This is a genomic window from Hyphomonas sp. UBA3601, from assembly GCF_002375605.1.
GTDB lineage: Bacteria > Pseudomonadota > Alphaproteobacteria > Caulobacterales > Hyphomonadaceae > Hyphomonas.
Genome location: NZ_DFME01000102.1, coordinates 13,431 through 25,807, shown reverse-complemented (window position 1 = coordinate 25,807; position 12,377 = coordinate 13,431). Strand labels below are relative to the sequence as shown.

Here is a 12,377-nt window from a genome sequence, read left to right as displayed (position 1 = left end):
TCGATGCTGCGCGCGGGCGTCAGCCTATGCGTGGAGCCATCAATGTGGCTCTGGAAGGTCACACCATCGGCATCCATCTTGCGCAATTGCGCGAGCGACCAGACCTGAAAGCCGCCACTGTCGGTCAGCATCGGGCCGTCCCAGTGCGCAAAGCTATGCAGGCCGCCGAGACGCTTCACGCGCTCTGCGCCGGGTCGCAGCATCAGATGATAGGTGTTGCCGAGGATGATATCCGCCCCGGCCTCCTTTACCTGGTCCATATAGAGCGCCTTGACCGTGCCGGCCGTGCCCACAGGCATGAAGGCCGGCGTGCGGATTTCGCCGCGCGGTGTCTTGAGCGTGCCCGTACGGGCCTTGCCCTCGGTCGCCTTGATCTCGAATGGAAATGTCGTCATGGGCCGAGGCCTATAAAGTCAATGCAGGCCTCTGCCTAGGCGTGGCTACAGCCGGTAGATGCGCCGCGCGGTTTCCGTGAACAGCGCGCGTTGCTCCACTTCGGAGTATTTGGCGGCGATCTTCTTCAAGCCATTCCACAGGACCGGGTAGCTGATGGACCAGCGATCCACCGGGAAGTTGCTCTCGAACATGCAGCGGGCTGCACCGAAACAGTCGATCATGTGATCGTAATAGCGCTGTTGGGCCAGCACGAATTCGTCCGAGGTCGGCGGCGTTTCGCGCTCATGCCAGCCCCAGCCATTGTCTGGCATGGCAAGCCCACCCAGTTTCGCCACCACGTTCGGGCAATGGGACAGGTCGGCCATGTCGTCCCGCCACTGCTCGAATATCTCTTCGCGCTTGTCGGCATAGGGGCCGATACCGATGGGCGTCCCGAAATGGTCGAGCACCATGGTCGTATTCGGCACCGCCTTCACCAGGTCGAGATAGTCCCGGTTCTGGTGGTGATAATGCCATGTGTCATAGGAAAGGTCGTGCTCGCCCAGCAATTGCACGCCCCGGCGAAAATCTTCATCCGCATAGAGACGCTCAGGCGCCCGGCCTGGAATGCGCAACGTAGCGCCGCTCGTATCACGTGAGCCCGCATGACGGATGCCACGGAACAGGCCGTTGGCAGCGTCCCTGTGAGCGTCGAGCACGTCCTCCAGATGCGGCCCCCGAAGATCGGCATGCCCGACGATCCCTGCGATATAGGGACCGCCCTTCGCCTTCATTTCGGCTGCAGCGGCGGCCACGAACTCGGTCTCGCCGACGGGTTTGAGATGATCCGGTCCATCCTCGCGATAGGCCGCACCGCACTCCATGAACACGGTCTGGACAACATTGTGCCCGCTGGTCAGGTCAGCGAGGAATTCCGGCACATGGTAGTACATGTCCGCCTGGGGCCAGAGATGGTGGTGCGGATCGATGATCTCGCGATCAGGATCGACAATATCTTCCTGAACCTGCGCCAGCCAGCCGCTATTGTTGAACACCATCTGCGCTTCCTCCTGTTTTTAGGAGGAGTGTGAGCCCCTGAAACGCGAAAAGCCAGCCCCCGAGGCTGGCCTTTCATAAAATCCATTTCCCAACAGATCAGAATTCGATTTCGGCGCCGACCAGCTCTGGTAGCTGCATGATGATCAGCAAATCGCGCATCTCCTGACGGGCGGCAACATGGCTCATGGTGAAGGAGATATTGGAGCCCTTCTCCGTGAGATCCAGCAGGGTCAGACCGGCCGGGAACAGTTCGCGATAAATCACGCGCTCAGAGAGGCCTGGCGCAAGGCGGAAACCGATCCGCTTGGACAGGTTGGTCAGCGCTTCGCCGACGCGCTCCTTGTTACGTGCCGCCAGAGGCGACATGCGGTTGCGCATCACGATCCAGTCAATCGGACGGCGCGACGTCTGGGCCTTCTTCTTGCGACAGGACCAGACCATTTCTGAGTAGAAGCTCGGGCGCAATACTTCGAGCGTCTGCGGGTTCACATCGCCCAACAGGTCGAAATCGACGAAACTGTCATTCAGCGGCGTGATCAGCGTGTCTGCGTTCACATGCGCAAGACGCGAGAGATAGGTGTCACCGCCAGGACCATCGATGATGATGAAATCGCAGGCTTTCTTGAGGCGCGCCACGCTGCTGAGAAAACGCTGGGTCTCCTCGGATTCAGCCTTGTCGAGATCGCGCTCTGTCGAAGCATCCACGCGCACGATCTCCGGCATCGGAAGTTTCGCACCGGTGGATTGCATCCAGCGGAGACGATTTTCGAGATATCGGGTGAGGCTGCGCTGACGCACATCAAGATCGATAACCCCAACCTTCTTGCCCATCCGCATCAGAGCGACGGACAAGTGCATGGAGACCGTCGACTTGCCCGCTCCACCCTTTTCATTGCCCACGACAATGACGCGGGCCTCGCGCTGCTGCGCTGACAGGTCCGGGCCGCTAACCGTTTCAAGCGGGGCGAATCCATCAGCGGGCATTACGGGCGACTCCTTCAGAGGTATTTCAGTTCGTTAGGGCTCAGGCGACGTGAGACATCTCGGCGCCAGCAGACTTGCTGCTGGAAACCACGTCCATGAAGAGATCAGCGTCTTCAGCCGGTACGTCACCATAATGCGCAGCCATCGGCTCCCCATCGAACAGGACATCGTCCGACATGATTGGACCAAAGGCAGCCTGCAAGGGCAGCTCGGCGCTGACGGGGGCATGTGCCGCAATGTCAGTGAGCAATGCGCGAAGGCTGGAAAGCGTATTTGAGACACGTCCGAAGTCGCGGGAATAAAGCGTTGCCGCTTCGGTTACCGGGCTGCCGTCGCGATCAAACATCCATTCGTCGACCGCATTCGGGTTCAGATATTCGCGGATCGGCTCTGGAACAGCCGTTTCAGCGAGTCTGGACTTGCCTGCTGCCAGTCGGAGACCGATAGAAAGCGCGAAGGTTTTTAGCGGAGCGAGAATGCGATGTGTCATGAGTTTGAAATTCCTCCGAATGGGTTAACAACGCGTTTACGAAATCCTTTGGCGGGACGTTTTAAACAATCCTCATACGGGAAGTTTTCATAGTGAATTCCATGACAGGTAAGTTAACGGAGGCCGTCCACTCGCGGGCCGAGCTGCAACAACAGATTCGAGCATGGCGCCAAGCCGGTGAAACTATTGGATTTGTTCCCACAATGGGCGCCCTTCACGGGGGGCACCTTTCCCTTGTGCAGAAGGCACGCACCAAAGTGACAAAAGTGGTCGCGAGCATCTTCGTAAACCCCACACAATTCGCACCCGGCGAGGATTTCGACACATATCCGCGCGACGAATCGGCCGATCGGGCCAAACTCGATTCGGCGGGATGCGATCTCGTCTACCTGCCTACGGTCGAGGAAATGTATCCGGAGGGCACCCGCACCAATGTCCGCGTCGAGCAGATGTCAGACCTGCTGGACGGGATCTACCGCCCGCACTTCTTCTATGGCGTCGCGACCGTGGTGGCTCGCCTCTTCCTGCACGTCCAGCCGGATGTCGCCGTGTTCGGGGAGAAGGATTACCAGCAGCTCCAGATCATCCGGCGCATGGTGGAAGACCTCGGCTTTCCAATCGAAATTCTTGGTGGCGAAACCACGCGGGATGGTGATGGGCTCGCGCAATCTTCGCGCAATCTCTACCTCTCGCCCGAACAGCGCCGCGCAGCCGGGGCGATGCAGGCCGCTTTGCACCGGGCCTCGGTCCGCCTGTCGCTGGGTGCGACGCCGTCAGACGTGCTGGAAGAAGCCCGGCGCCTGATCATGGCGTCCGGATTCACGGAGATGAACTATGTCAGCCTCGTCGACCCAGCCTCCCTGGAAGACCTGCCCGACGCGCCCCTGTCATCTGGCACGGTTGCGCGGCTGCTCGGCGCGGCATGGCTCGGAAAGACGCGCCTGATCGACAATATCAGCGTGACGCGGTGAACTCTTTCAGCGCGTCCAGGACCGCCTGATTGTCGTCGGTCGAGCCGACTGTAATCCGCAATCGTTCCGGCAGGCCGTAGCCCCCAACAGCGCGGACAAGGATGTTGCGCGCCTTGAGGAAGTCGTTCGCCGCCGCAGCGCGCTCTGAGGAGCCGAACTCCGGCAGCACGAAGTTCGCGTCGCTGTGCGGGGTCGGAAGGCCCATCGCATTCAAGGCTGCGGTCATGCGGGCGCGCCAGTCGGTATTATGGTCCCGGCTTTTCGTCAGGAAGTCGGTATCCTGAATGCTGGCCATGCCGGCTGCCACAGCGAGACCATTCACGTTGAAGGGGCCGCGAATACGCTGATAGGTCTCAGCGATCTCGGCAGGCATGTACCCCCAGCCAAGACGCAAGGCCGCAAGCCCATGAATCTTGGAGAAGGTCCGCATCATCACCGTATTGGCTTTCCGGTCCACGAGGTCCCGAATTTGCGCTTCATATTCCGGGCCGACATATTCGGCATAGGCACCGTCGACGACGAACAAGACATGCGGCAGGCTGTCCTGCAGCTGTTCCAGCGCCTCGACGGGCAGCATCGTGCCAGTCGGATTGTTCGGATTCGCGAGGAACAGGATTTTCGTCCGCTCCGAGACCGCGCCAAGGATGGCGTTGACGCCCGCGGTCAGATCGGTTTCCGGGACAGTCACTGGCGTTGCGCCGTGCGACAATGCCGAAACGCGATACATGGAAAAGGCGTGCTCGGTGAACAGGATTTCGTCGCCCGGTCCGGCATAGCTCTGGGTCAACAAGTGAATGATCTCGTCAGACCCCGCGGAAACCATCACACGGCTTGAATCGGCAATGCCGACCGCCTCGGCAATCGTCTCCCGCAGGGCACGATATTCCGGATCAGGGTAGACGTGCACATCGCCCGCCACCGCCTTCATCGCCTCAATGGCTTTCGGGCTGGGGCCGAACGGATTCTCGTTGGAGGCCAGCATGATGACGGAGCCACTCGCGCCAGCGAGCTTGCCGCCGGGCACATAGGGCTTGGTCTGGGCGATATGCGGAAGAGGCGTAATCTTGGTCATCGCCGCGCGACTTACACGAAAGCGGCTGACTGGGAAACTCGCGATTTGCGCGTCATGCGCGTGGCGCGGCAGTGGATTCCCGTAGCATCAACTTGTATTCGAGCAACTTGTGGCGGGGCGCATCGCCGGTAGGGGCAGCCTCTTCCAGCAACATGCTGACGGCCTCTGCAGCAAGTTCGCGACTTGGCTGGTAAATCGTCGTCAAGGACGGACTGATTGTCGTGGCCAGCGGCGTATCGTCGAAACCCACGACGGAAAGGTTGGCTGGTACATTCACCTGGCGGCGATACGCCGTCGCGAGCACACCGGCAGCCATGTCGTCATTACTCGCAAATATCGCGGTCGGACGGTCAGGCAATGACAAGAGTTTCTCAGAGCATGAGACACCGGAGTCAAACGCGAAATCACCATCCTCGATTAGATCAGGATCGAGGGAGATGCCCTCTTCTTCCAGTGCCTGCCGGTAACCGGCAAAACGCCGGACAGCCTGCGCATGAGAATCGGCCCCCTTGATGAAGCCGATCCGCCGATGGCCGAGTCCGATCAGATACTCCGTCATCTCTCGCGCAGCCGCAGCATCGTCGATGGCGACATCCTGACCATGTTCGACGTCTTCTGCGGGCGCAATTCGAACGAATGGAATACCGCGATTTTCGAGTTCAGAGATAAGGTTTTTATCGTCCGACAATGGCGGCGTCAGGATCGCTCCGGCCAGTTTGGTTTCAGCCCTCAGCGCAAGCAGCGATGTATGATTGTCGCTGCAATCCTCGGTGATAAGGCTATAACCATAGGCTTGGCAGCGTTGCAGGGCGCCCAACTGAACTTCACCAATATAGTTGCGTGATGGGTTCGCATAGAAAAGGCAAATGATGTGACTATGGCGAGCCCGCAGATTGCGCGCATTGTGATTGGTCCGATAGTTCAGCGTCTTGACGGCTTCGAGCACCTTCAAACGGGTCTCTTCGCGCACATTGGTCTCGCCATTCAGCACGCGACTGACCGTCTTGAAGGACACGCCTGCTTCGCGGGCAACATCAATGATGGTGGCAGGCCGGACATGTCCGGAAGTCCTATGCGCTTTTAGCCCGTCAGTCATCGCGGCTCCTCGGTTAGAACCCTTGTGAGCAAGCCAATCGCGCAGCAGAAATCCGCCGCCAGCTAGTTTGTCCGCTCATAGGGGTATGGCGGACAAACCTAGCTTCTTTTTCCCTACAGTGACAAGGCCTTGCCCGCGTTCATTACGCCCGGCAAGGCCTGCCGCTGTTCAGTTTATTTCAGGCTGCGGTTCACGAGGTTTTCCAGCATTTCCTGACGTCCGCTTGTATGGGACGGATTTACACCCGACTCGACGGCCTTGTTGGCGATGCTTTCGAGGCTCGCGCCTTCTGACAGCATCATCTTGCCGAGGTCGGAATTCTCCCAGCCAGCATAACGTTCCGTCTTGAGCTTGGCGATCTCGCCCTTTTCAAGGATGTCGGCCGCCGACAAAAGCGCACGGGCCAGCGCGTCGACGCCGCCGACATGGGCGTGGAACAAGTCATCGACCGTGCTTGACTGACGGCGCACCTTGGCATCGAAGTTGAAGCCGCCGGTGTCGAGGCCGCCGGATGGCAGCAATTCGATCAGCGCCAGCGTAATGTCGCGGATGTCGAGATTGAACTGGTCGGTATCCCAGCCATTCTGGTAGTTGCCGCAATTGATATCGATCGAGCCCATGATGCCGAGCGAGACAGCCGTGGCGATCTCATGGGCGAAACTGTGTCCTGCCAGTGTGGCGTGGTTCGGCTCAATATTGACCTGGACTTCATCTTCGAGGCCGAAGCGCTTCAGGAAGCCATAGACGGTCGCGGAGTCGAAATCATACTGGTGATACATCGGCTCGTGCGGCTTCGGCTCGATCAGGATTTTTCCTTCGAAGCCGATCTTGTGCTTGTGATCGACGACCATTGCGAGGAAGCGACCGAAATTGCCGAGTTCGCGGTCGAGATCAGTATTCAGCAGGGTGTCATAGCCTTCGCGGCCACCCCAGAGCACATAATTCTCGCCGCCAAGCGCCTGCGTCACCTCCATACAGTCGCGGATCTGGCGGACCGCAACCGCGGCGACTTCGGGGTTCGGATTGGTCAGGCCACCGGCGCCGAAGCGTGGATTGCTGAACAGGTTGGCGGTGCCCCAGAGCAGCTTGATGCCGGTCGCTTCCTGATAGGCTGCGAGACGGTCGGCCTGGCGCTTGAGATTGTTCGACAGATCGTCCGGTGTCGGAGAGTCTTCAGTGACATCCACGTCGTGGAAGCAATAGTAAGGCAGGCCGAGCTTGCTGAAGAATTCGAAAGCTGCGGCCATCTTCGCGTCAGCTGCGGCGCGGTCATTGGCGGCACCGTGCCAAGGACGGTTAAACGTGCCACCGCCAAAGACGTCAAAGCCATCCCAGCAGAAGGTATGCCAATAGCAAACAGCCATGCGCAGATGGTCTTCCATCCGCTTGCCCATGACCATTTGGTCCTTGTTGTAATAACGATAAGCCAGCGGGTTGTCGCTGTCTGGTCCCTCAAACTTGATTGGGTCGATGCCCTTGAAGACGGGTTCGCCGCCTACATTGATCTGTCCATCAGCCATGTCTTTACTCTCCTCAGAAGGCATCTTTCAGTATACGGTACAGTGTACCGAATTTCTCGTATTTCGGGGCCAGCCGGTCGCGGTCGCTTTCTTTTGGCTCAACAATCTGCAGCACTTCGGGTGCTTCGAACATTTCCTCGACTGAACCGCCCATGCTGGCGTAGCGAGCCAGGCGCGCAGCGCCATAGGCCGGGCCAGTGGCCGCGCCGTCGCGGTAAACCATCGGGCGGTCCAGCACAGCAGACAGGATACGCCCCCAATAAGTGGATTGTGCGCCGCCGCCGATAACTGAGATCGAATGTACGTCCACACCCGATTCCACAAGGGCGCGGAAACCATCCGCCATACCGAAGGCGACTCCCTCAAGCACGGCTTGGCCGATCTGCGCAGACCCGGAATCATGGGTCAGACCGAACAGGACACCCGACGCATGGGGATTGTTATGAGGTGTGCGCTCGCCAGACAGATAGGGGAGGAATTGCTCAGACCCGGCTAGGCCTGCCTCTGTCTGGGCGAGCTTCACAAGCTCTCCCGCGTCAGATGTCCCGGTCAGTTTGACGGCCCAGTCGAGGCAGCTCGCTGCACTCAACATGACCGACATCAGGTGCCACCGATCCGGCAAAGCATGACAGAATGCATGCGCCGCAGAATCGGGATTTGAGCGGAACGTATTCCCCGCCACGAAAATCACGCCGGACGTACCGAGCGACAGCAGCGCTTCACCCTCATCGATCACGCCAACACCCGCCGCTCCGGCCGCATTGTCGCCGCCGCCAGCAACCACCGGCACGCGGTCCATGCCCCATGCTTCAGCCGCTTCCTGGCGAAGCACACCGGTCACTTCATGGCCTTCATAGAGCTTTGGCATATGGTCGATCGTGAGACCGCAAGCGGCAAGCAATTCCTCTGACCAGGTCCGCGCCTCGACATCCATCCAGAGCGTGCCCGAGGAATCCGACATGTCGGAGGCGAGATCGCCAGTCATCCGAAGGCGGACATAATCCTTGGGAAGGAGTACCTTGTGCACTTTCTCGAATGCACCTGGCTCATGCCGGCGCACCCATTCGAGTTTCGGCGCGGTAAAACCAGGCATGACAAGATTACCGCCCTTGGACACAAAGGCTGGTGTACTCTTTTGAAGGTCGCGGCACTCTTCAAAGCTGCGCCCGTCGTTCCAGAGGATCGCCGGCCGAATCGGAGCAAGAGATTCATCCAGAAGCGTCGCACCGTGCATCTGTCCGGACAGGCCGACCGCCTTCACCCGATGACGGCGGTTCACGTCCAGCTTGGCGACGGCCATGTTCGTGGCGGTCCACCAATCAGATGGATTCTGTTCAGACCAGAGGGGTTTGGGACGCGAAATCGGAAGTTCCGCCTGGCTGACTTCAACCTGGCGTCCTGCCTCATCAATCAGCGCTGCCTTCACGCTGGATGTGCCTATGTCGATCCCTAGAAACACGTTCCGAATGTCCTCCCTGGCAGCCCGTCTGAGTGCGGCTGTCCACTAAATGATACCGCTATCATTTCAGCTTTGCCATCGCAAGAGCGGAATATCAACTTGCCGAGACGCAGCAGATCCGCCTCTGTCGCAGCGTCAAGTACCGGTGAAAAGACCGATCCTACTTTCCATGTTAGCGTTAGCATGCTTTTTAGCCAACACTTGCGGATAAGGGAGACCGGGGTTTGGCCGATTCAACAGCGCTGTCGCGCCTCATACTCGAAACCAAAGCCATGAAGCTGACCTTGCTGCCCGACCTTGGCGGCAGTGTGGGCGGCTTGACCTACATGGCCCAGGACATTCTGCGTCCATTTGCGCGCACTGCGGATGAAAGCCCGCTACAGACTGCGGGCTTCCCCCTTTTTCCGTTCTCGGGCCGAATTTCCGAAGGCCGTTTTGCGTGGAATGACCGTGATGTGTCTCTCGCACCGAACTTCCTTCCAGAACCGCACGCCATTCACGGCCAGGCCTGGCACGCGGCCTGGCAGGTTGCAGAGCATGGCAGCAATCATGCACGACTGGTGTTTGACTACAGGCCCGAAGATTGGCCGTGGGCCTATCGCGCGGAGCAGGACTTCAGGCTGCGGGATGACGGTCTGGACCTGATGCTTCGCCTGACCAATCACGGGGACGACTCCATGCCCGCGGGGCTTGGCTGGCACCCCTATTTTCCCCGTCTGGATGCGCGCGTGAAAGTACCGGTCGACCGGGTCTGGATGTCGGATGAGGGCATGATCCCCGACAGGCTGGTTATGCCAGCCGCTGGTGCCGATCTGTCAGACTGGCGTATCGTTGATGAGCTCGACCTCGACAATGCCTTCACCGTGTCAGACCAGATAAGTTGTATCGAATGGCCAGGCCGGAACCTGCGCGTAGAAATGGTCTCGGACGCAGAGCTTGGTCACATGGTGATCTACACGCCGAAGCAACAGGAGTTCTTCTGCGTTGAACCTGTAAGCCACGCTCCCGACTCGGTGAACAGCCAGCATCCGGCCGAACTGACAGGGCTGCATAGCCTCGAGCCCGGTGAAACGCTGTCGGCTCAGATAAGCCTGACCATTCGCGAGATCTAAGGCGTCTGACTTCAGACTTTGATGACCGAATCCCGCTCAATGATCGCAACATCCAGAATCGGATTCAGCTCGCCCAGCTCGGCTTCGTGGTCCGAAATAAACGCAGCAAGCAAATCGACGGACTGATAGCCCATTTCCGCAATTGGCTGGCGCACAGTAGTCAGCTGCGGCCAGATCGCGCTGGCGATGGGCGTGTCATCATATCCGACCACGGAAATGTCTTCCGGCACGCGCTTACCGTGACGGAAAGCCGACGCGATCACGCCGGCGGCCATGTCATCATTGCTGGCAAAGATGGCCGTAGGCTGGTCGGCGAGATCCAGCATCCTGTCGGCCGCCTCCATGCCGCTGCGATACGTAAACCGACCGCGCCGGACGAGATTTGGATCAATGTCGAGGCCATGTTCCTTCATCGCCAGCTGGAACCCGCTATAGCGGCGATGCGACGATATCTGGTCTTCGGCGCCAATCACAAAGCCGATCCGAGTATGGCCACGTGCGATCAGATATTCCGTCATGCGCTTGGCTGCGGCTTCGTCGTCGATCGCGAGGCTTGTTCCGGATTTCGGCGGAGTTTTTGGGGCAATAAGGACGCAAGGAATGCCCGCCTCCTCCAGCCTGGATAGCAGGAGGTCATCTTCGCTGAGCGGGGGAACGACGAGAATGCCGTCCAGACCGGCGCCGCTGACGCGGCCCACAAGCTCATCTACATCGGAAGGGTCTTGGTATGAGGAGAAATCCTCAAGCACCAGATGGTGCCCCGCTTCCCGGCAGCGGTTCATCGCACCGATGAGCAGTTCACTGAGATAGGAGTTGCTGGGGTTGTTGAAAATCATTCCGATGAACAGGGAGCTCCCACCCGCAAGGCTACGTGCGAGTAAGTTCGGTCGGTACTTCAGTTCGCGGATGGCATCTTCAACACGCGCCCGGGTAGTTTCACGCACGACATCCCGGCGATTGAGCACACGCGAGACCGTCATCTGTGAAACGCCAGCGAGTTCGGCGACCTCCTTGATGGTCGCGTGCTGGCGACGTCCCAACTTTGTAATTTTTTCGGACATACTTGTTCTTCTTATCCCGTGAGCAGGGTTTCCGTCCTGCTTTTCATTCTATGTCTTGCGCCGACTTAACACCCAAACCTCAAGCCTTTATGTAATTTTTTCAAGACGATTCAGCCAGATGGGGTAATGTGGCGCAGTTCACGCACGGGTTGGCGCAGCCTTGAGCGCGGCCGCGACAGCGTCACGCATCAGCTTGGGGCGATAGCTGGAATCGTAAAGAGTCGGTCGTTTCTCTATCCCGTCTTCGCGCGGTTTGAATCCCTGCAACCAGCTGTGACTATCCGCCAGACCCCACATCAACAGATCCTTGGTCTCCCGATAGCTGAACATCATGTCGAGATAGTCCCGCGTAAACGCGGCAATCTCCTGGTCGCGCTGAACAATGCCAGGAGCCATCATCGAGTCATTCACATCGAATTCGGTGAGGTAGATGTCCAACCCCATACCGATGGCCTCTTCCACGAAGTCCCGCCAGATTTTTTGCTGGGTCGGCGTAAAGGCCGAAGGCGGCGCATCATTGGAATGACTTTGAATGCCAAGTGCATCAATGGGTGCCCCGTTGCGTTTCAAACGCTCGAGCATGCGCAGCACGCCTGTGCGATGTTTTTCGTGGCTGGGCTCCCAGCTCATATAGTCGTTGTACGCCAGCGTTGCGTCCGGCGCTGCTGCGCGTGCCGTGCGGAACGCGAACTCCAATACGTCCGGCCCCATGACTCGGGTAAAAGAGGTTTCACGGATATCGCCGGTTTTCGGGTCAATAGTCTCGTTCACGACATCCCAGGAATAGATGAAATCAGCATCCCGCGACGCCACCGCTGTGATGTAACCGCCCAGGACGGCCTCCGCTTCCGAGGCGTTCGCAAAATCTGAGTCATTGATCCAGTCCGGGAGCCATTGCGGATGCTGCCACAGCAGAGTGTGGCCCCGCATACCGAGATTGTTCGCTTTCGCAAACGCCACCAGCGTATCGCCCGGCGTCCAGTTCATGGCATCCGGGGTTGGCTGAATCGTGTACATCTTGTGTTCGTTTTCGGCTACGATGACGGCGCAATCTCGCAAGACAATATCGAGATAAGCTGGATCGGAGACCTCGCGCACATCCATGGCCGTGCCGAAACGGATGCCCTTTGCGGCGGCCAAATCCTTCAACGGCTCGGAACCAGTCCCAAGTTGCACGG

At 58.9% G+C, this 12,377-nt stretch carries 12 protein-coding genes; 2 read left to right on the top strand and 10 right to left on the bottom strand.

The window, feature by feature from the left end; genetic code table 11:
- The 4 genes from B4F73_RS10145 to B4F73_RS10130 form a co-directional block, all read right to left on the bottom strand.
- The coding region (locus B4F73_RS10145; protein ID WP_290483180.1) for a tRNA-ribosyltransferase family protein at positions 1 to 395 on the bottom strand (395 nt) is incomplete at its 3' end.
- Positions 396 to 440: 45 nt separating this feature from the next.
- Positions 441 to 1,433, bottom strand: a complete 993-nt coding sequence (locus B4F73_RS10140; RefSeq protein ID WP_290483179.1) for an amidohydrolase family protein — start codon at positions 1,431 to 1,433, stop codon at positions 441 to 443.
- Positions 1,434 to 1,530: 97 nt separating this feature from the next.
- Positions 1,531 to 2,418 (bottom strand): division plane positioning ATPase MipZ, encoded by an 888-nt coding sequence (locus tag B4F73_RS10135; protein ID WP_051607668.1) that lies wholly within the window; start codon positions 2,416 to 2,418, stop codon positions 1,531 to 1,533.
- A gap of 40 nt (positions 2,419 to 2,458) precedes the next feature.
- Positions 2,459 to 2,908: a hypothetical protein gene (locus tag B4F73_RS10130; RefSeq protein ID WP_290479162.1), complete on the bottom strand. Its 450-nt coding sequence runs from the start codon at positions 2,906 to 2,908 to the stop codon at positions 2,459 to 2,461.
- A 101-nt stretch (positions 2,909 to 3,009) separates the two neighbouring features.
- Between B4F73_RS10130 and panC the strand changes: the two genes are divergently transcribed.
- The gene (gene panC / locus B4F73_RS10125) at positions 3,010 to 3,879 is read left to right on the top strand and encodes a pantoate--beta-alanine ligase (protein WP_290479163.1); all 870 of its coding nucleotides are present in this window, start codon (positions 3,010 to 3,012) and stop codon (positions 3,877 to 3,879) included.
- On the opposite strand, the gene hisC is transcribed toward panC, so the two are convergent.
- The 4 genes from hisC to xylB all read right to left on the bottom strand — a co-directional run bounded on the left by hisC (position 3,863) and on the right by xylB (position 9,026).
- A complete protein-coding gene (gene hisC / locus B4F73_RS10120) occupies positions 3,863 to 4,951 on the bottom strand; it encodes a histidinol-phosphate transaminase (RefSeq protein ID WP_290483178.1) in 1,089 nt (362 codons plus the stop codon). The two genes, panC and hisC, sit on opposite strands and share 17 nt — an antisense overlap.
- A gap of 52 nt (positions 4,952 to 5,003) precedes the next feature.
- A complete protein-coding gene (locus B4F73_RS10115; protein ID WP_206992997.1) occupies positions 5,004 to 6,047 on the bottom strand; it encodes a LacI family DNA-binding transcriptional regulator in 1,044 nt (347 codons plus the stop codon).
- Positions 6,048 to 6,220: 173 nt separating this feature from the next.
- A complete protein-coding gene (gene xylA / locus B4F73_RS10110; protein WP_206992996.1) occupies positions 6,221 to 7,567 on the bottom strand; it encodes a xylose isomerase in 1,347 nt (448 codons plus the stop codon).
- 13 nt (positions 7,568 to 7,580) lie between these two features.
- Entirely contained in the window at positions 7,581 to 9,026 is a 1,446-nt protein-coding gene (xylB, locus tag B4F73_RS10105) for a xylulokinase (RefSeq protein ID WP_290479166.1), read from the bottom strand.
- Between the two features lie 224 nt (positions 9,027 to 9,250).
- Here xylB and B4F73_RS10100 point away from each other — a divergent pair, with 224 nt between their 5' ends.
- Positions 9,251 to 10,138: an aldose 1-epimerase gene (locus tag B4F73_RS10100; RefSeq protein ID WP_290483177.1), complete on the top strand. Its 888-nt coding sequence runs from the start codon at positions 9,251 to 9,253 to the stop codon at positions 10,136 to 10,138.
- Positions 10,139 to 10,149: 11 nt separating this feature from the next.
- Here the strand turns inward: B4F73_RS10100 and B4F73_RS10095 are convergent, their stop codons facing one another.
- Entirely contained in the window at positions 10,150 to 11,199 is a 1,050-nt protein-coding gene (locus tag B4F73_RS10095; protein WP_290479168.1) for a LacI family DNA-binding transcriptional regulator, read from the bottom strand.
- A gap of 138 nt (positions 11,200 to 11,337) precedes the next feature.
- A partial coding sequence (locus tag B4F73_RS10090) for an endo-1,4-beta-xylanase (protein WP_290483176.1) occupies positions 11,338 to 12,377 on the bottom strand: 1,040 nt, incomplete at its 5' end.

Bases quoted from the DNA above. Each gene is read 5' to 3' on its own strand.
- B4F73_RS10130 (WP_290479162.1), bottom strand. From the start codon at position 2,908: ATGACACATCGCATTCTCGCTCCGCTAAAAACCTTCGCGCTTTCTATC.
- panC (WP_290479163.1), top strand. From the start codon at position 3,010: ATGACAGGTAAGTTAACGGAGGCCGTCCACTCGCGGGCCGAGCTGCAA.
- hisC (WP_290483178.1), bottom strand. From the start codon at position 4,951: ATGACCAAGATTACGCCTCTTCCGCATATCGCCCAGACCAAGCCCTAT.
- B4F73_RS10115 (WP_206992997.1), bottom strand. From the start codon at position 6,047: ATGACTGACGGGCTAAAAGCGCATAGGACTTCCGGACATGTCCGGCCT.
- B4F73_RS10140 (WP_290483179.1), bottom strand. From the start codon at position 1,433: ATGGTGTTCAACAATAGCGGCTGGCTGGCGCAGGTTCAGGAAGATATT.
- B4F73_RS10135 (WP_051607668.1), bottom strand. From the start codon at position 2,418: ATGCCCGCTGATGGATTCGCCCCGCTTGAAACGGTTAGCGGCCCGGAC.
- xylA (WP_206992996.1), bottom strand. From the start codon at position 7,567: ATGGCTGATGGACAGATCAATGTAGGCGGCGAACCCGTCTTCAAGGGC.
- B4F73_RS10095 (WP_290479168.1), bottom strand. From the start codon at position 11,199: ATGTCCGAAAAAATTACAAAGTTGGGACGTCGCCAGCACGCGACCATC.